Origin of the sequence: Nocardiopsis sp. EMB25, assembly GCF_026797795.1 — a bacterium.
GTDB classification, from domain to species: Bacteria; Actinomycetota; Actinomycetes; order Streptosporangiales; family Streptosporangiaceae; genus Nocardiopsis; species Nocardiopsis lucentensis.
In genome coordinates this window covers 2,919,818-2,938,305 of record NZ_JAMTDN010000001.1, presented here as the reverse complement: position 1 = coordinate 2,938,305, position 18,488 = coordinate 2,919,818, and the positions used below count along the sequence as shown (strand labels likewise).

The following is an 18,488-nucleotide window of genomic DNA, read 5'->3' as shown; positions in this document are numbered from 1 at the left end:
CGGCACCGGTGACCAATATGGCATTACCACGCGGTTTGGCAAAGAGGCCCGACGCGTGCGGTGATCGAATGGTGATCAAAGCCGCGCACCCCCTCGCACATCGGTTCGCCGCCCCCGCGCGCGTCGGTAGGCTCTGTACTCGTAGGGTACGTCCGCCCGGTCAGCCGGAACGGGCGGGGCGCGTGGCCGGGCGGTGCCTTCGCCGGCCCCGGACCCTCCACCCCCGAATCCAGCAACCGCAACCAACCGAGGAACAGGACGATCCTGCGTGCTCATCACCGCGCTCGCCACCGGGCCCCTCGCCGCGAACTGCTACGTGCTCGCTCCGGCCCCGGGCGGTGACTGCGTCCTCGTCGACCCGGGCCAGGACGCCACCGAGCAGGTGGGCAAGGCCCTGGCCGAACACGGCCTGACTCCGACCGCCGTCCTGCTCACCCACGGCCACTTCGACCACGTGTGGTCGGCCGCCGAGCTGGCCGACCGGGCGGGCCTGCCGGTTCACCTGCACGCCGCCGACCGGCGTCTGCTGACCGAGCCCGCCGCGGGCGTCGACCCCGGCTTCGCCGCGCAGCTGTCCGCGCTGCTCGGCCCGGGCCCTTTCCGCGAGCCGGAGGACCTCGTGGAGGTCGACGGCGGTGACACCCTCACCCTCGCCGGACTGGAGTTCACCGTCGAGCACACCCCGGGCCACACACCGGGGTCGGTCGTCTACCACCTGGCCTCCGCCGGTCAGTCCCCGGTCATGCTCGCCGGGGACCTGGTCTTCGCCGGCTCCATCGGCCGGACCGATTTCCCGGGCGGCGATCCGGCGGCGATGAACGCCAGCCTCGCCTCGGCCGTCCTGGCACGCTCCGACGACACCCGGATTCTGCCCGGCCACGGTCCGGCCACCACCGTCGGACGCGAGCGGGCCACCAACCCCTACCTGCGTGCCCTGACCGGCTGACCGCGCGGCTCCGACCACCCCGCCCCGGCCGCCCTCGACCGGGCGGCTCGGCCGAGTCGTTGGCGGTAGGATTCCAGATGTCAAGGGGCATGCCGTGCCTCCAGCCGGGTCCGTCTTCGGGAAACCCGGCATCCTCGCCCAGCCGTGTAGTTAGTGGACTTGGTAACTCATGCATCGTTACAGGACTCATTCGTGTGGTCAGCTCCGTAAGGAGCACGTCGGGCAGCAGGTGCGCCTTTCGGGCTGGGTGCACAACCGTCGTGATCTCGGCGGTCTGCTCTTCGTCGACCTGCGCGACCACTACGGCGTCACGCAGCTCATGGCACGCCCCGAGTCCCCGGTGTTCGAGCAGCTCAGCCGAATCTCCAAGGAGTCGGTGATCCGGGTCACCGGCCAGGTCGCGGCGCGCAGCGACGAGAACGTCAACCCCGGCCTCCCCACGGGTGAGATCGAGATCGAGGCCACGGAGATGGAGGTGCTCGGCACGACCGAGGAACTTCCCCTCACCGTCTTCCCGGAGGACAACACCTCCGAGGAGCGTCGTCTCGGATACCGTTTCCTCGACCTGCGCCGTGAGCGGATGCACCGCAACATCATGCTCCGTTCCCAGGTGGTGGCCTCGATCCGGCAGAAGATGACGGACCTGGGCTTCAACGAGTTCCAGACCCCCATCCTGACCAGCTCCAGCCCCGAGGGAGCCCGCGACTTCCTGGTGCCGTCGCGTCTGCACCCCGGCCGGTTCTTCGCTCTTCCCCAGGCGCCGCAGCAGTTCAAGCAGCTCCTGATGGTCGCCGGGTTCGACCGTTACTTCCAGATCGCTCCCTGCTTCCGTGACGAGGACAGCCGCGCGGACCGCTCCCCGGGCGAGTTCTACCAGCTTGACGTCGAGATGAGCTTCGTCGAGCAGGAGGACGTCTTCGAGGTCATCGAGAAGGTGATGACCGACGTTTTCCGGGAGTTCTCCGACGGTTGGGAAATCACCTCCCCCTACCCGCGCATCGCCTACCGGGACGCTTTGGAGTGGTACGGGACGGACAAGCCCGACCTGCGCGTGCCGATGCGGATGCTCGACGTCACCGCGCTGTTCGACAAGACCGACTTTCGCGCCTTCGAGGGCAAGAAGGTGCGCGCTCTGGCCGTCCCGCGGGTCGGTGACAAGCCTCGGAAGTTCTTCGACGGTATCGGCGACTTCGCGGTCGAGCAGGGGGCCAAGGGCCTGGCCTGGCTCAAGGTCGGAGAGAACGGTGAGCTCACCGGCCCCATCGCCAAGTTCGTCACCGAGATCAGCGACGAACTGCTCTCGACCCTGGGCGCCGGTCCCGGCTACGGCCTGTTCTTCTGCGCGAGTGAGGACGAGGCGGAGATCAACCGCATCATGGCGCCGGTCCGCGTCGAGGCGGGCAAGCGCGCGGACCTCTTCGAGGAGAAGGTCTACCGCTTCTGCTGGATCGTCGACTTCCCGATGTTCGAGATCAACGAGCAGGGCGACGTCGCGTTCAGCCACAACCCCTTCTCCATGCCGCAGGGCGGTATGGAGGCCCTGAACACCCAGGACCCGCTGGACATCCTCGCGTGGCAGTACGACATCGTCTGCAACGGTGTCGAACTGTCCTCCGGGGCGATTCGGAACCACTCACCCGAGATCATGTACAAGGCCTTCGACATCGCCGGATACGACAAGGAGGCTGTCGAGGCCGAGTTCGGCGGCATGCTCAGGGCACTGAAGTTCGGTGCCCCGCCGCACGGCGGTATCGCGCCCGGTGTCGACCGGATCGTCATGCTCCTCGCGGATGAACCCAACATCCGCGAGACCATCGCCTTCCCGCTCAACCAGAACGCCCAGGACCTGATGATGGGTGCGCCCTCCGCGGTCTCCGACCAGCAGCTACACGACGTGCACATCCGCACGGTCCTGCCCCCTGAGCACCAGAAGAAGCAGTGACGGCCGGGCAGGGGTCGAGCCCACGGCGGTGATCGCCGACAAGGAGCCGCGGTCGCCGCGATGGCGATGACGGCGCCCGAAGGGGCGGTGCGCGACGTGCGTGCCGCCCCCCGTCGTGTCCGGGCCGGGGCCGACGGACGTCGCGCTGGGCAAGAGGCGGCGTCTCAGCGCTTCGTCGCTCCGCAGTGCTGGCAGCAGATGTTCTCGTCGTCGGGGTTGCTGTGGTTACAGAGTCGACAGGTCCAGTTCCAGGTGGTGCCGTGGGTGGCCAGGTCCACGACGGCGGCCTCGCGTACCAGGTACATGAATGCGTCCTTGGGGCTCCGGCGAGTTTTCGAACCTGACATGTTCGGTGCCCGGATTCGCATGACTTCGAACCTGTCGCATTCGGTCACTTGGCGATATTCAGGGATTATCGGGAGTGACCCCGGCGTGGGAATTGTGGCCGGACTCGGCCGCGGACGCCCGCGGCAGGCCGTCACGGATGCGGTGAGGCCCGTCATCCCCTACCGTTGGGGGCGAATCACCCTTTCCGAACCGCGGTTCGCGCGTGTCGTGGAGTGGGCACGGTGAAACGGTGGGTCCGCCCACTTTCGCGGTCGGATCGGTGGCCGAGCGCATTGTGCGCCAATGAGTCACACGAGCGTAACGATTCGCGCCCTGAGGTCGGCCAAAGTCCCACCTCAAGCGGGGTCGGCAGCTCACCCCTGTTCCCAGCCAACCGTGGTGCGCCGCGCCTGCCCAGGTCACGCGGGTGGTGAAGGGGCTGACCGACGGCCACGGCCGTCGGTTCCCCACCTGAGGAGCCCGGTTCCGGACACTAGAATGGGCCGAATCGGAACGTTCCGGGGGTACCGCGTCCGGGCGCGGGTGTGACGTCCGAGACGACATGAGGATGAGTCATACGTGAACGGAAAACGCGCCTCAGGCGATGGCTCCGAGTACGCGCTCGCGGGGGCGTTCTCCCACGCTCCCGAGCCCATGGTGCTCACTCGGGAAGACGGCGCGATCCTGCACGCCAACCTGGCCTTCGCCGAGCTTGTCGGGCTCGACGGGACGGAGCTGGCCGGGCGCGCCTGGTACGACCTCCTCGATGGTGACGACGCCGCCCGCGGAGCGCGGGCCCACGCGCGGGCCCTCGACGGGAACTGGGCTGAACGGGTCCACCTGCGGCTGGTCTCCGACTCCTCGTGCCCCCAGCTGGTCGAGGCCGACCTGCGACCGGTGCCCTCCGCCAACGGTGCCGCGCCGGAGCCCCGCCTGGTCGTACTCCTGCACGTCCTCTCCGCCGACGACGCGGACCTGCGCGTGGTCGGCGAGCTGCGCACGGACAACTCCGACTCGGTGCTCTGGAGCCTGGACCTGGGCACCGGGCGCCTGCGTGAACTGTTCGGGCCCACGCCCCTCGGCGACCTCCTCGCGGGCGGCGAGCGACAGCTCGAACACATCCTGGAGCGCGTACACCCCGACGACATCGCCCGGGTGCGTGACGCCATGTCGGCCGCCTTCCGCGGTCGCGACTACGAACAACGCTTCCGCGTCTTCGATCGCCTCGGCGACGAGCGCTCCCTCCACGTGCGGGCCCGGTTCGTCCCAGGCCGCCCCGACCGCCTCGTCGGGATCGTGGACGACGTCACCGAACACGTGCAGCTGGTCCGCCGCCTGGCGGACCGCCGCCGTACCGAGGCCGAGCACGGTCGCCTGGTCACCGAACTGTCGTCCAAGCTCGTGTCGGCCACCACCGTCGACAACGTCATGGACCTGCTCAGCGAGGAGTTCCTGCCGATCTTCGGCGGGATCAACGCCGCCGCCCTCTACGTCGAGGACGGTCTGCTGCGCACCTCGCCCGGAGCCCGCACGCGCGGCGGCAACATCGAACAGCTCGACGGCCGCCGGGCCGACGACACCGACTTCCCCATGGGCGCGGTGATCCAGGACCGCCAGCCCCGTTTCTTCGAGAGCCGCGCCGAGATCATCAGCCGCTTCCCGGCCGCGGTCGAGCTCATGCGCAACGTCAGCGGCCAGGCCTGGGCGACCGTCCCGATCTTCGGCGACGGCAAGGTCGCCCTGGGCGTGTGGCAGATGACCTGGGACCGGCCCCACCACGCCAGCCGCGACGAACGCGCCCTCATGCTCACCTTCGCCGGGCTGGCCGGTCAGGCGTTGCAGCGGATCAAGGCCCAGCAGGCGGAGCTCGAACTCGCCGACGCCGTCCAGCGCCGCATGCTGCCGCGCCAGGTCGCCAGCTTCCCCGACATGGCCATCGCCACCAAGTACCTGCCCTCCCGCGCGGACTGGCGCATCTGCGGCGACTTCTACGACGTCATCGAGCTTCCCGACAACCGCGTCGGGCTGCTCGTCGGCGACGTCCAGGGCCACGGTGTCGAGGCGGCCGCCGCCATGGGGCAGATCCGCGTCGCCTTCCGCGCCTACGCCACCAACCAGTCCGACCCCGGTGTGGTCCTGGGCGAGACCAACCGCCTGCTCACCGAGACCGGCGAGATCGTCTTCGCCACGTGCGGCTACCTGGTCCTGGACCGGGAGACGGGAATCATGCAGGCCGCGTGGGCGGGACAGCCGCCCGTCGTCCTGGCCTCCAAGGGCAGCTACGAGTTCTGGGAGCCCGAGACCGGGCCGCCGCTGGGCGTCCTGCCTGACACCGAGTACACCGTCACCACGCGTGCCCTCCCGCCCGGCGGCACGCTGCTGCTCTGCTCGGACGGGCTCGTGGAGAGCTCGGAGCTGCCCATGAACGAGGGGCTGGCCCTGGTCGGGGAGGCCCTGGCCGAACACGGTGAGGACCCCGAGGCGGCCGCCCACGTCCTGGCGGAGATGGCGCCCGCCGGTCGCGGTGACGACATCGCCCTGCTCATCACCCGCATGACCGACAACGCGAACGCCGGGCTCGGCACCGAGCCGGACAGGGCGGACCAACCGGTGCCCTGACGCGCGTGCCCTACCCTGGGTGGGTGTCCGAAACACTGTTCGATGACGCCGGAGCCGAGGCCGCCCGGGGACAGGAACCGCTCGCCGTGCGCATGCGGCCCCGCACCCTGGACGAGGTCGTGGGCCAACGCCACCTCCTGGGCGAGGGCAGCCCGCTGCGCCGCCTGGTCGAGGACGACGCGCCCATGTCCGTGTTCCTGTGGGGCCCGCCCGGAACCGGCAAGACCACCCTGGCCACCGTGGTCAGCCACGTCACCAAGCGCCGCTTCGTGGAGCTGTCGGCGGTCAGCGCCGGGGTGAGGGACGTGCGCACCGTCGTCGACGAGGCCCGGCGGCGGCTGGGGATGCACGGCACTCGGACGCTCCTGTTCGTCGACGAGGTGCACCGCTTCAACAAGACCCAGCAGGACGCCCTCCTCCCAGCCGTGGAGAACCGCTGGGTGAGCTTCATCGGCGCCACCACGGAGAACCCCTTCTTCTCCGTGGTCAGTCCCCTGCTGTCCCGTTCCCTGCTGCTGTCGCTGGAGTCCCTGGACGACACCGACGTGCGCGCACTGCTCGACCGGGCGCTGGCCGAGGAGCGCGGTCTGGACGGCCGCTACACACTCGCCGACGACGCCGTCGAGCACCTGGTCCGCCTGGCCGGTGGCGACGGCCGCCGCTCCCTGACCTACCTGGAGGCCGCGGCGCTCGTCTCAGGTCCTCCCGGGGCCGAACCGAGGACCATCACCGCCGATCACGTCGAGCGCGCCGTCGACCGGCACGCCGTGCGCTACGACCGCTCCGGCGACCAGCACTACGACGTCATCAGCGCGTTCATCAAGAGCATGCGCGGCAGCGACCCCGACGCCGCCCTGCACTACCTGGCGCGGATGATCGAGGCGGGGGAGGACCCCCGGTTCATCGCGCGGCGCCTGGTCGTGCACGCCAGCGAGGACGTGGGCATGGCCGACCCGACCGCCCTCCAGACCGCGGTGGCCGCGGCGCAGGCGGTCGAACTGGTCGGTCTGCCCGAGGCGCGGATCAACCTCGCCCAGGCGGTCATCCACATCAGCCTGGCGCCCAAGTCCAACGCCGTGATCACCGCCATCAACGAGGCCGTCGGCGACGTGCGCGCGGGCAACGCCGGACCGGTCCCCGTCCACCTGCGCGACGGCCACTACAAGGGCGCCGCCGAACTCGGCCACGGTGAGGGCTACCGCTACGCCCACGACTACCCGGGCGGGGTCGCGCCCCAGCGGCACGCCCCCGACGGGCTGACCGACCGGGAGTACTACCGGCCCACCGGCCACGGCGCGGAACGCCGGTTCGGCGAGGTCCTGCGTCGCATCAAGGACGTGCTGCGCGGCATCAGTCCGTGAACAGCTCGGTGACCGCGACGATCTCCCGGGGCCCGTCGTTCCCGCCGTCCTCGGCGAACGTGATCTCGACGATCATCACGGGCCCCCACGACAGGTAGTCGATGAAGTCGGAGCCGGTCAGCTCCCACGTGCCCCGTCCGTCCACGTCGATGAACAGGTGGTCGGGAGCGGCGCAGAACTTCGCGCACAGCACCGCCGCGTCCTCGCGGATGACCGCCTCCCGGGGCTCGCCCGCCACGTCCCACTGCTCGGCCCACTCGTCGTGGGTCGGGACGCCCTGGCCGCGCACGGGTTCGTCCTCGCGGTCGACGGGGGTGAACACCCACGGTCCCTCCACCGGATCCTCCTGCTCGGCGGGGTCGAACCGGGCCACCAGGGTCAGTGGTTCCTCCTCCTCGCTCGGGGAGGGAGAGGGGGCCTCGGCCACCTCGGAGACCAGCGTGTCCTCGGGCTCGTCGTCGGCGAACAGGCCGGTGAGGATCCACCCTCCGACGCCGATCATCCCGAGGGCCAGCGCCACCGTCCCGGACAGGAACAGGGCCCGGCGCGGGCGGTGCTGGGACAGGCGCCCCTCCAGCCGCACCACCTCGGGCACGCGGGCGGGCGGTTCGAGGGCCCGCCACTCGTGCTCCAGCAGCCGCAGGAGCTCCGCACGGTCGGGTACGGGGCGTTGTGCCGTCTCCCCGCCCTCCTCGGCCTCCTCAGCGGTCCTGGCCGCCGCGAGTTCGGTCGCCCACACGGCCAGGACCGCGTCAACCGCCTCCGCCACGGTGGGACGACGGTCCGGGTCCGGATCCAACGCACGGGACACGATCGGCCGCAGGCCCGCGTGCAGGTCGTCGAGGTCGAACGCTCCGGCCGCGGCGCGTTCGACGATCTCGTCCGGTTCGCGGGAACCGAAAGGCAGACGCCCGGTCCCCGCGAAGGCCACGAGGGCGCCCCAGGCGAACACGTCCGCCGCGGGGGCCGCGGCCCCGCCCCTGGCCCGCTCCGGACTCGTCCAGCTGGCCGCGGTGCCACGCAGACGCTCCGGCGACGCCGCCACGGCGCACTCCATCACACGCGGCCCGTCCGGTCCCACCACGATGTCGCTGGGACGCAGCGACCCGTGGGAGACACCGTGTGCGTGCAGCGCGGACAGGGCCTCGGCCAGGCCGGTGGCCAGGGCGATCAACTTGCCGCTGCCGAGCCCGCCGCGCCTGGTGACGTAGTGGGACAGGCGCTGCCCGCCGACGTAGGGCATGGCCAGCCACGGGGGGTTGGCGTCGGAGTCGAAGGTCAGGGGCGTGACCACGCGCGTGGAGTCGACTCCGGACAGCGCGCGCAGCCGCCGGGCGAGGGCGGGATAGACTTCCGGCTCGTCCAGTTCGGGACAGACCAGTGTCTTCACGGCGACCAGACGGTCGCCAGGGGACGGCGAGGTCACGTCGACGGCGGCGTAGACGGTGCCGGTGGCCCCCTGGCCGAGTCGGCCCAGGACCAGGTACGGGCCGATCCGCTCGGGGTCGGCGGGGTACAGCGGAGACAGGTCCGGGGGTACCAGTACGGAGATCTCTCGGGGAGGACGAGCGCTCATGGGTGGTCCTGTCGGTGCTTCCAGCGCGGTGAGGAGTGTCCGGACTTCATGGGGAAGATCCCACTCTGCAGTCATTCTCCCGGACGAGTGGGCGACCGTCGATCCCTCACAGCGCTCACCAGCGGATTGGTGATGTACCCGTGACCGTTTCGTCCCAAGGCTCGCCGTGCCGCCCTCCGGCGGACGGTGGCCGGACGCGATAGGGTCAGCCGAAACCGGCGAACCCCGACCCATCCCGGGGCCGCCCGGTCACGGTTCCGGCGGCCCGACCCGGCGCAGTCGACGCCCACACCTGGGAGCCACCCCCGACGCCCCCGCATGAGGGGCCGTTCACACCCTCGAAGTCATCCTCTATCTGCTCACGGAGCCCGCATGCTTACCGGAGGAGAGGTCGCCGCGCTCGTCGCCGCGGTGGTCTGGGCGGTGCTGGCCACGTTCATGTGCGTGGCGCTCGTCAAACTCATCAAGCTCATCAACGCGGCCACGGCGGTGGTCTCGGAAGTGGGGGACCGCACCCCGCCCCTGCTGGAGGACGTCGCCTCCACGGTGGAACGGACCAACTCCTCGCTCGAGCGCGTCGAGGAGATCACCGCCAACGTGCAGGCCACCTCCGAGGACGTGTCCACGATGACGGCGCTGACCCGCTCGGTGGTCACCGGACCGCTGGTGCGCGTGGCGTCGTTCACCTACGCGGTACGCCGGGTTGTGGGACAGCGCCGCGCCCTCGCGGTCGTGCGCTCCCGCAGGCGGAAGGAGAACCGGTGATCGGGAAGCTGTTCTACCTCGCGGCGGGGGCCGCGCTGGGCGGCTACGTCGTCCACCGGGTCGGTCGGGCGCGCCGCGCGCTCACCCCGGGCGGCATCGCCGAACGGGTCGAGGGCCAGGTCACCGAGTACAAGGGGGCTCTGCGCGAGCTCAACGAGGACCTGGCCGAGGAGGTCCGGGAGCGGGAGGCCGAACTCCTGGCGCGCTACACGCCCGGGAGGGGGCGGGCGGCACTGTCCGCTCCGGGGGAGACACCGCGGCGCCTTCCCGGTCGGTGACGGACGCGGGTCGCGCACGGTGTGAGCCGTGCGCGACCAGGACCTTTCGTGACTTGTCGGGAACGCACAGTAGGGTTTCCGGGTCCTGACCCCATGCCACGAGAAGGCGCGCAGTGAACCCCAACCCCCGCACGGGCAGTTCCCGCACCAGCCGGGCCGTGTGCCGCAGCCCCACGCTCCGGACGCGCACGTCCCGGATACCCCGCCGCATCCCGGCGCGCACCCCCCAGTCCATCCGTACGGTCACCCCCAGGGGCCGATGCCTTCGCACGGCGGCTACCCGCAGCAGTCCGGGTACGCGCCCTACCCCGTGCCGTCGCCCGGCTACGCGCAGGCGGCCGTGCCCCAGAGGATGCCGGGCACGCTCCTGACCGTCCGGATCCTGATGTTCGTCGGAGCCACGGCGGGGCTGTCGCTGGCCGCCGCGGTCGGCCTCTTCGTGGCGGCCGCGGATCCCGTGTTCGCCCTCCTCGCCGGAGGGGTCTTCGGACTCTACGGAGTGGGGTCCCTGGCGCTCGCGATCCTGGCGAAGCGCCGCGCCAAGGCGGTCAGGTGGAGCATCCTCGCCTTCCATATCCTCGCTCTGCTCTACCTGGGCTTCACCTACAGCGCCGCGCCCACACCGCCACCGGGTGAGCCGGACCCGGGGAGCTCCATCCGGAGTCTCGGCAACCTGTTCACCCTGACCAACATCATCCTCATCTCCATCCCGCCCACCGGGCGGTACTACAGGAAGCCGTCGGAACAGGCCGCCACGGCCCCGGGGGCATACGGTCCGTCCCGACCCCCCGGCGGGCACCCGCCCCACCACCAGCCGCCGACGCCTCCTCCCGGCGGGCAGGGCACGCGGTGAACCCGAACCCCCCACACCACGGACCGCGGTGGCAACCGGCCCCGCCCGTCGGTCACGGCCCGCCGCCCGGACACCCGGTGCCCCCGCCCGTCCACCACGCACCACCGGCGCCTCCGCGGCACCATCCGCTCCGGATGCCCACGGTCGTGACGACGGCGAGGGCGCTGATGATCGTCGGCGCCTGCCTGGAGCTGTTGATGGCCGGGGGGTACGGTTCGTATCTCCTCTACCCGGACAGCGCGTTCCTGACCGGTGTGGAGACCTCGGACGACCCCGCACAGGCGCTCGTCGTGCTCCTGACCGCGTCGGGGTGGGCGATCGCCTCCGGTGCCTTGGCATCCCTGCTCAGGGGCGGCGGGCCGGCCGTGCTCTGGTCCGTGGTCGCCTTCCAGGCGCTGTCGATCCCGTCCTCGGCGCTCCTCGCCGCGCTCGACTTCGTCCCGGCCGCGGCGTTCGGTTTCTTCGCTGTTGCGACCGTCGCGCTCCTCATGACCTCGGACGGTCGCGCCTACTTCCGCCGGGCCCGCACCGGCCCACCGCGGTACCGCCCCGACCAGCGTGGTCCGGGATACCCCGGACGCCCTCTGTAGATTTTCCCGCCGAGCCAGAACAGACATCCCAGAAAGGTCACCGTGCACCCCTCAGGCGACTCTGGCCCCTCCCAGTACCCACCGCAGCCCGGCCACGGGCATCCGTATCCCCCGTCGGCTACGGACAACCTGGGCAGGTTCCCGCGCCCCCGCCCCCTCCCGCGGCCCCGACCCACCGGGACCCCGACGCGCTGCCCGGGGCGGGCGTCGCGGTCCGCGTCCTCATGTTCATCGGCGGTGTGCTCGGCATCCTGATCGGTCTCCTCATCGGCGGGATATCCCTCCTCGGCCTCGGCCTGGGCCAGGCCTCGGCGGAGCTCTCCCAGGATCAGGAGGCCGCCGGGGCCTTCGGATTCCTCCTCGCGTTCGCCGGGTTCGTCGCGCTCATCCCCCTGACCTACGGCGTCGTGTCCACCACGCTGGCCGCGATGATGGGCCGCCGTAGGCGCGGGCTGTTCTGGGGGATCATCGCCTTCCACACGGTGGCGTCGCTGATCCTTGTGGTCGCGATCATCGCCGGGGATTACCTCTCGTTCGTTCCGCTGGCCTTCGCCGGACTCATGCTCGGACTGATGTTCACCCCCGGCGTGCGCGCGTTCTACCGGCTCTGATCCGACGGGCGGTGGACCCCGCCAGGGCCCGCGCGGTGGCCAGCGGCGATAGCCTTGGACCAACACCCGAAGCCTTGGAACAACCAGGCCGCCGCCGTTGTCGTCATCAGCACGGGCCCCGGCGGCCACCGCGAAACCACGCGCGCGTGCGGTGCGGTCCCCTCTACGATGGGCCGGTCACCAGATCACGCGTCACGACGGTCCCACGGGACCCCCACGTCGCCCCGGGCGGCGCAGGCAAGCACAGGAGGGCATCAATGGAGACGGCAGAGATCGCGCGCCGCTTCCTCAGTTTCTTCGAGAAGAACGGACACACCGTCGTGCCCTCGGCAAGCCTGATCGCCGAGGATCCGACCCTGTTGCTGGTGCCCGCAGGCATGGTCCCGTTCAAGCCCTACTTCCTGGGCCAGCGCACGCCCCAGTACTCCACCGCCACCAGCGTCCAGAAGTGCATCCGGACCAAGGACATCGAGGAGGTCGGCAAGACCTCCCGGCACGCGACCTTCTTCCAGATGCTCGGAAACTTCTCCTTCGGCGACTACTTCAAGGAGCGGGCGATCCCGCTCGCGTGGGAGCTGGTCACCACACCCGTCGAGGACGGCGGCTTCGGCATCGACCCGGAGAAGCTGTGGGTGACCGTCTACCTGGACGACGACGAGGCCGCCGAGATCTGGCGCGACAAGGTCGGCGTCCGGCCCGAGCGCATCCAGCGCCTGGGCATGGAGGAGAACTACTGGTCCATGGGCGTCCCCGGGCCCTGCGGCCCGTGCTCGGAGATCTTCTACGACCGCGGTCCCGAGTACGGTGCCGAAGGCGGCCCCGCGGTGGACGACAACCGCTACATCGAGATCTGGAACCTCGTCTTCATGCAGTACGAGCGGGGTGAGGGCGGCGACAAGGGCGACTTCCCGATCCTGGGCGAACTGCCCAAGAAGAACATCGACACCGGTCTGGGCCTCGAACGGCTCGCGGCGGTCCTCCAGGGCGTCGACAACATCTACGAGACCGACATCATCGGCCGTGTCCTGCACCACGCCGCCGAACTCACCGGCACCCGCTACGGCGACGACCACGACAACGACGTGATGCTCCGCGTGGTCGCCGACCACGTGCGCAGCGCCGTCATGCTCGTCGGCGACGGCGTCAAGCCCGGCAACGAGAAGGCGGGCTACGTCCTGCGCCGCATCCTGCGCCGCTCCGTCCGCAACCTGCGTCTGCTGTCCGGGGAGAGTGACACCCTCTTCCTGCACGAGCTGACCGACGTCAGCATCGACGCGATGAAGGACATCTACCCCGACCTGCTGGACAAGGCGGAGGTCATCCACGGCGTCATCGACGCCGAGGAGCGCAACTTCGCCGACACCCTGCGCGCGGGCACCGCCCTGTTCGGCCGGGCGGCCGAGCGCACCCGCGCGGCGGGCGGCACCGTCTTCTCCGGCGCGGACGCCTTCCAGCTGCACGACACCTACGGCTTCCCCATCGACCTCACCCTGGAGATGGCGGCCGAACAGGGCCTGAGCGTCGACGAGAACCAGTTCCGCGAGCTCATGCAGCGCCAGCGCGACACGGCCAAGGCCGACGCGCGCGCCAAGAAGCTCGGCAACGCCGACATCTCCCTGTACGCGCGGCTGCACGAGAAGGCCGGTGACACCGACTTCCTCGGCTACACCGACTCCGAGAGCGAGTCGCTCGTGCGCGGCATCGTGGTCGACGGCGAGGGCGTGCCCGTGGCACGCGCCGGGCAGAAGGTCGAGATCGTCCTCGACCGCACGCCGTTCTACGCCGAGAGCGGTGGTCAGCTCGCCGACACCGGTACGCTCACCGTCGACGGCCGCGGCGTGGTGGACGTCGAGGACGTCCAAAAGCCCCTGCCGGGCCTGTTCGTGCACCGGGGCACCGTGCGCTCGGGCGAGGTCGTCCTGGACGACTCCGTGCACGCGGCCATCGACACCGGCCGCCGCCACGCGATCGAGCGCTCCCACTCGGCGACCCACCTCATCCACTCCGCCCTGCGCAACGCGCTGGGCCCCTCGGCGGGCCAGGCGGGGTCGGAGAACCGCCCCGGCCACCTGCGCTTCGACTTCACCGCCGACAACCCGCTCGGGGGCGAGCGGCTGGCGAGCGTCGAGGAGGAGGTCAACCACGTCCTCTCCGGTGACATCGACGTCCAGACCGAGGAGAAGAGCCTGGACGAGGCGCTGAGGATGGGCGCCCTGGCCATGTTCGGCGAGAAGTACGGCGACCGCGTTCGCGTCGTCGAGATGAGCGACTACTCCGTCGAGCTGTGCGGCGGCACCCACGTCGGCTCCACCGGCAAGCTGGGCATCGTCAAGCTGCTCGGCGAGTCCTCCGTCGGCTCGGGCGTGCGCCGCGTCGAGGCCGCCGTCGGCGTCGACGCCTTCCGCCGCCTGACCAAGGAGTCGGCCCTGGTCGGACAGCTCTCCGAGCAGCTCAAGACCCCGCGCGAGGAGCTGCCCGAGCGGATCGACGCCATGGTCTCCCGGCTGCGCGCCGCGGAGAAGGAGATCGACAAGCTCCGGGCCGCCCAGGTGCTCCAGGCCGCGGGGTCCATCGCCGACGGTGCGCGCCGCCACGGCTCCGCGCTGGTGGTCGCCACCCCGGCGCCCGACGGCGCCGGCGCCGACGACCTGCGCAAGCTCGTCCTGGACGTGCGCGGGCGGCTGGGGGAGGACGAGCCCGTCGTCGTCGCCATGACATCGGTGCCCAAGGACCGCCCGGTCGTGGTGATCGCGGCGAACAAGGCGGCGCAGAAGGCCGGGATCAAGGCGGGCGAGCTGGTCGGCGTCGCGGCGCGCGCGCTCGGCGGCGGTGGCGGCGGCAAGCCGGACATCGCCCAGGGCGGCGGTAGCGACGCGAGCAAGGTCGACGAGGCGCTGCGCGCGGTGGAGGCGCGTGTGGCCGCCTCCTGACGGCTCAGCCCCAGGCAGCCCCAGGGGGTTTGTCGTTCGGGCGCCGGCAGGGTGCTTATGAATAGGGCTGCGCCGTAGGCGTCCGTTGAGGGTGGTGGCGGGCGACGGGCGGGCGAGGCGAGCCGCGCAGCGAGGAACGAGCGATAGGCGTAGCCGAGGATGAAGCATCCCTGCCTCTTCGGGCGCCCGAACACGGGCCAAAGCGAAGCGGAGGCCCCAAACAGACACGACACGCCAGGCGGGTGCGGAACCGATTCCGCACCCGCCTTCGTATTTCCGCGTACCAGGGCGTGTCGTCCCACCACGGTACGTAGTGGTACACCTTTTCAGAAAGCGGCCTGCCCGGACATCCCACGTGGGTGGCTTACACTCGGACGAGACGTGCGGGCCCCGGATCCGCCGCTGACGCGGGCGTGACCGCGGTCTCCGCTCCACGGGGAGCTGCCGACCAGTCACCACCTGCGAGGCTGCGCACTGTCACCGAATCGGGCATACTGTGGCGCGTCACAGCCGATCACGCGGCTGTCCACGCGGCGATTCCCGCGATCCAGCTGACGAACAGGACCACCGTGTTGAGGATTTCCCAGCCGCGGTGCCGCGCCGTCCACGGCACGGACCGCCCGTACGCCGTCCCCGGTCCGGGGGAGACACGCCCTTGAGGCACGGTGTGCGTCTGGCGATCGACCCCGGTAACGCCCGTATCGGGGTCGCGGCGAGTGACCCGAGCGGCGTACTCGCCAGCCCGGTCGAGACCATCCGACGCGGCAAGGGCGACATCCACCGCATCGCCCAGTTGGTCGTGGAACGCGAGGCACGTGAGGTCGTCGTGGGCTATCCCGCGTCGTTGTCCGGCGAGGAGGGGCCCGCGGCCCGGTCCGCGCGTGAGTTCGCGACCGCCCTCGCCGGGATCCTCCATCCCATCCCCGTACGCCTGGTCGACGAGCGCCTCACCACGGTGACGGCCCAGGCGCAGCTGCTCTCGGGAGCCGCCTTCGCCAAGAAGGGCGCCAAGGGTGGCAGGGCGCGTCGGTCGGTGATCGACCAAGCGGCCGCCACCGTGCTCCTGCAGAGCACCTTGGACCAGGAACGGTCCACAGGCCACCCCCCGGGCGAGATCGTCCGCTCCAGCCAGGGAGAATCATGAACGACAGGGATTCCTACCCCGACGATCCCTCTCGTGGACACGTCGATCGCGGTTACGACTACGACCCGCTGACCGACCCCATCCCCACCCAGCCGAGGCCCCGCGGACGTCGGGCCCGTCCCGAGCCGGAGCCCCGAGGCGAGCGGTTCGACGCCGACGGCCGTCCTCAGCCGCGCCGCGCCGCGGACGACCCCCGTGCGCGGGGTGACCGTCGCGCGCCCGGAGACCCCCGTACACCCGACCGTGCCCCCCGCGGCGGTACGGTCGAGGACCCCCTGGGCCCCGGCGCGCAGAACCCCGGGCGCCGCCGCAGGCAGGGCCCTCCCAGTGAGCCGCCGCGTCGTGGTGGGGCCGCCGACGCCCTGCGCGGCGGACGTGCCGCGCGCTCCGCCGCGGGCCGCCCCCAGGGAGCCGAGACGGACCGTGCCCAGCCGCCCGGTACCCCTCACCCCCAGCAGGCCTCCGACACCCCGCGTCCCCAGCGGCCCGGTGCCGCCGCGCCCCCGCGCGGCGCCGCCGACCCCACCCAGGACGCGCTCGCCGCCCTCGCCGACCTCGGCGGCCAGCACCCGACGGCCCCCTCCGCTCCGGCCGAGGAGCCGCCCCAGCGCGGCCGCAGGGCCCGACCCGCCGAGGAACCCGAGTCCCCGTCACCGCTGTGGGGCGAGGACGACGGTCCCATGCCGTCCTTCCTCATGGACGAGCCCGAGGAGGAGCACCGTCCCCGCCGGGGCCGCCGCAAGCGTGAGGCCCCCGCCGATCCCCCGGCCGCACGGCGCGGGCGCCGCCGAGCCCCCGAACCCGCCCAGGACGAGACCGGGGCCCCCGCGGAGGCCTACGACGCCCCCGCCACGGGCCCCACGCCGGTGGTCGACGAACCCCGACGCGGCACCCGCCGCAGGCGTGCCCGCCAGGAGGAACCGGACACGCCACCGCCCGCCGAGGAGACTCCCGGCCGTCGCGGCCGGCGCCGCTCCTCGCGGCGCGCGGCCCCGGAGCCCGCCGCCGACGAGAGCGGTTTCCTCGCCGACGTCCCGGCCGACACCGCGGCGCTGGCCGCGCCCGGAGCCCAGGCCGACGCGCTCTCCGAGCCCGGCCACGACGAGGACCGGGCCGACGGCTACGCGGACTACGACGCCTACGCGGACTACGACGACTACGACGACTCCGTCACGGCCGAGGAGGAACCGCCCGCCGACGACGAGCCCGCCGGACGTCGGGGGCGCCGTCGACGCGGCCGCGGTGACGAGGAGCCCGCCGGTCGCCGGGGCCGCCGCAGGCGCGGCGGCAGGCGCGCCCCCGCGGTCGCCGAGCCCGACCCCGTCGAGGACCAGCCGGACGAGCCCGCCTACGACGACGAGGACGACGGGTACGAGGAGCCCAACCTCAACGACATCGCCGAGGCCTACGGCGGCAGCCGCAGAAAGCGCAAGCAACTCAAGCAGGCGCAGAGGAACAAGCGTTCGGGCGGAGCCAAGGCCCGTAGGAACCGGGGCAGGAAGCTGACGGCCGCGGCCGCCGTCGTGCTCGTCCTGGTCGTCGGCGCGGGCGGCTACGGCGCGTTCCGCTACGTCGTGCCCGCCGACTACGACGGGGAGGGGGCGGGTGAGGTCGTCTTCGTCATCGAGAACGGCCAGTCCGGCGCCGCGGTCGGCGAGGCCCTGGTCGAGGCCGGTGTGGTCGCCAGCGTCCGCGCCTTCACCGCCGCGCTCGGTGACGCCGAGGACGAGGGCGGGGGCGGGCTGGAGCCCGGTACCTACTCCCTGGCCGAGAACATGAGCGGCGAGAGCGCGGTGGCCGCCCTGCTCGACGACGCCAACCGCCTCGGCGGGCGGGTGACCATCCCGGAGGGGCTGCGGGCGCAGGCGGTCGAGGAGGGCGACGGCGTCCTCCAGACCCTCTCGGAGCAGCTGGGCATCCCGGTGGCCGACCTGGAGGAGGCCTACGACAACGCCGACCTGGGGCTGCCCGAGTACGCGACCCAGGGCCCCGAGGGGTACCTGTTCCCCGAGACCTACCGGTTCGACCCCGGCGCCGAGCCGGCCGGGGTCTTGCGGACCATGGTCACGGAGTTCCGCCGGGTCGCCCAGGAGATCGACCTGGAGCAGCGTGCGGAGGGCCTGGGATACGACCCCAACCAGGTCATGGCGATCGCCTCCATCGTCCAGGCGGAGAGCGGCCGCGAGGAGGACATGGCCAACATCTCGGCGGTCGTGCACAACCGCCTGGACCAGGGCATGCCGCTCCAGATGGACAGCACGTGCTTCTACGAACTCGGCACGCACGGCCTCGCACTGACCGAGCAGCAGCAGATCGACTGTGAGGCGGACCCGGGCGACTACGGCACCTACGGCAGGGCCGGCCTGCCCGCCGGCCCGTTCGTGGCTCCCGGACAGGCCGCCATCGAGGCCGCGTTGGAACCGGCCGAGACGGACTACCTCTACTTCGCGCTCGTCAACCCCGAGACCGGTGAGACCGGCTTCTCCCGGACCCTGGATGAGCACAACCAGATGGTGGCCGAGTACAGCGACGGCTGGTAGGGAAGG

At 71.5% G+C, this 18,488-nt stretch carries 14 protein-coding genes; 12 read left to right on the top strand and 2 right to left on the bottom strand.

Annotation, left to right across the window (positions count from 1 at the left end; genetic code table 11):
- The first annotated feature begins 268 nt into the window (after positions 1 to 268).
- Both KIK06_RS12605 and aspS read left to right on the top strand, forming a co-directional pair.
- On the top strand, positions 269 to 946 hold the full coding sequence (locus KIK06_RS12605) for an MBL fold metallo-hydrolase (RefSeq protein ID WP_268643281.1): 678 nt from the start codon (positions 269 to 271) through the stop codon (positions 944 to 946).
- Between the two features lie 169 nt (positions 947 to 1,115).
- Positions 1,116 to 2,888, top strand: a complete 1,773-nt coding sequence (aspS, locus tag KIK06_RS12600; protein WP_083924252.1) for an aspartate--tRNA ligase — start codon at positions 1,116 to 1,118, stop codon at positions 2,886 to 2,888.
- Between the two features lie 164 nt (positions 2,889 to 3,052).
- Here aspS and KIK06_RS12595 read toward each other — a convergent pair whose 3' ends face one another.
- Positions 3,053 to 3,193, bottom strand: a complete 141-nt coding sequence (locus KIK06_RS12595) for a hypothetical protein (RefSeq protein ID WP_017599976.1) — start codon at positions 3,191 to 3,193, stop codon at positions 3,053 to 3,055.
- Positions 3,194 to 3,794: 601 nt separating this feature from the next.
- Between KIK06_RS12595 and KIK06_RS12590 the strand changes: the two genes are divergently transcribed.
- Together KIK06_RS12590 and KIK06_RS12585 are read left to right on the top strand one after the other, a co-directional pair.
- Positions 3,795 to 5,834, top strand: coding sequence for a SpoIIE family protein phosphatase (locus KIK06_RS12590; RefSeq protein ID WP_017599975.1), 2,040 nt, complete (start codon positions 3,795 to 3,797; stop codon positions 5,832 to 5,834).
- 23 nt (positions 5,835 to 5,857) lie between these two features.
- Positions 5,858 to 7,195, top strand: a complete 1,338-nt coding sequence (locus KIK06_RS12585) for a replication-associated recombination protein A (protein WP_017599974.1) — start codon at positions 5,858 to 5,860, stop codon at positions 7,193 to 7,195.
- Here KIK06_RS12585 and KIK06_RS12580 read toward each other — a convergent pair.
- Positions 7,185 to 8,771: a serine/threonine-protein kinase gene (locus KIK06_RS12580; RefSeq protein ID WP_268643280.1), complete on the bottom strand. Its 1,587-nt coding sequence runs from the start codon at positions 8,769 to 8,771 to the stop codon at positions 7,185 to 7,187. The genes KIK06_RS12585 and KIK06_RS12580 overlap by 11 nt on opposite strands.
- Positions 8,772 to 9,143: 372 nt before the next feature.
- Here KIK06_RS12580 and KIK06_RS12575 point away from each other — a divergent pair, with 372 nt between their 5' ends.
- The 8 genes from KIK06_RS12575 to mltG all read left to right on the top strand — a co-directional run bounded on the left by KIK06_RS12575 (position 9,144) and on the right by mltG (position 18,482).
- Complete coding sequence (locus tag KIK06_RS12575) at positions 9,144 to 9,536, top strand: DUF948 domain-containing protein (RefSeq protein WP_268643279.1); 393 nt, start codon at positions 9,144 to 9,146, stop codon at positions 9,534 to 9,536.
- Entirely contained in the window at positions 9,533 to 9,814 is a 282-nt protein-coding gene (locus KIK06_RS12570; RefSeq protein ID WP_268643278.1) for a hypothetical protein, read from the top strand. The genes KIK06_RS12575 and KIK06_RS12570 overlap by 4 nt, the downstream gene beginning before the upstream one ends.
- A 259-nt stretch (positions 9,815 to 10,073) precedes the next feature.
- Positions 10,074 to 10,667, top strand: a complete 594-nt coding sequence (locus tag KIK06_RS12565) for a hypothetical protein (protein WP_268643277.1) — start codon at positions 10,074 to 10,076, stop codon at positions 10,665 to 10,667.
- Between the two features lie 134 nt (positions 10,668 to 10,801).
- Positions 10,802 to 11,257: a hypothetical protein gene (locus KIK06_RS12560; RefSeq protein ID WP_268643276.1), complete on the top strand. Its 456-nt coding sequence runs from the start codon at positions 10,802 to 10,804 to the stop codon at positions 11,255 to 11,257.
- A 224-nt stretch (positions 11,258 to 11,481) separates the two neighbouring features.
- On the top strand, positions 11,482 to 11,868 hold the full coding sequence (locus tag KIK06_RS12555) for a hypothetical protein (protein WP_268643275.1): 387 nt from the start codon (positions 11,482 to 11,484) through the stop codon (positions 11,866 to 11,868).
- Between the two features lie 257 nt (positions 11,869 to 12,125).
- Positions 12,126 to 14,798 (top strand): alanine--tRNA ligase, encoded by a 2,673-nt coding sequence (alaS, locus tag KIK06_RS12550; protein WP_268643274.1) that lies wholly within the window; start codon positions 12,126 to 12,128, stop codon positions 14,796 to 14,798.
- Positions 14,799 to 15,453: 655 nt separating this feature from the next.
- Positions 15,454 to 15,942 carry a Holliday junction resolvase RuvX gene (gene ruvX / locus KIK06_RS12545; RefSeq protein WP_026127851.1) on the top strand — a complete coding sequence of 163 codons (489 nt, stop codon included), beginning with the start codon at positions 15,454 to 15,456 and terminating at the stop codon, positions 15,940 to 15,942.
- Complete coding sequence (mltG, locus tag KIK06_RS12540) at positions 15,939 to 18,482, top strand: endolytic transglycosylase MltG (RefSeq protein ID WP_268643273.1); 2,544 nt, start codon at positions 15,939 to 15,941, stop codon at positions 18,480 to 18,482. The genes ruvX and mltG overlap by 4 nt, the downstream gene beginning before the upstream one ends.
- Positions 18,483 to 18,488 lie beyond the last annotated feature (6 nt).

Bases quoted from the DNA above. Each gene is read 5' to 3' on its own strand.
- KIK06_RS12575 (WP_268643279.1), top strand. From the start codon at position 9,144: ATGCTTACCGGAGGAGAGGTCGCCGCGCTCGTCGCCGCGGTGGTCTGG.
- KIK06_RS12565 (WP_268643277.1), top strand. From the start codon at position 10,074: ATGCCTTCGCACGGCGGCTACCCGCAGCAGTCCGGGTACGCGCCCTAC.
- alaS (WP_268643274.1), top strand. From the start codon at position 12,126: ATGGAGACGGCAGAGATCGCGCGCCGCTTCCTCAGTTTCTTCGAGAAG.
- KIK06_RS12555 (WP_268643275.1), top strand. From the start codon at position 11,482: ATGTTCATCGGCGGTGTGCTCGGCATCCTGATCGGTCTCCTCATCGGC.
- KIK06_RS12595 (WP_017599976.1), bottom strand. From the start codon at position 3,193: ATGTACCTGGTACGCGAGGCCGCCGTCGTGGACCTGGCCACCCACGGC.
- aspS (WP_083924252.1), top strand. From the start codon at position 1,116: ATGCATCGTTACAGGACTCATTCGTGTGGTCAGCTCCGTAAGGAGCAC.
- mltG (WP_268643273.1), top strand. From the start codon at position 15,939: ATGAACGACAGGGATTCCTACCCCGACGATCCCTCTCGTGGACACGTC.
- KIK06_RS12580 (WP_268643280.1), bottom strand. From the start codon at position 8,771: ATGAGCGCTCGTCCTCCCCGAGAGATCTCCGTACTGGTACCCCCGGAC.
- KIK06_RS12560 (WP_268643276.1), top strand. From the start codon at position 10,802: ATGCCCACGGTCGTGACGACGGCGAGGGCGCTGATGATCGTCGGCGCC.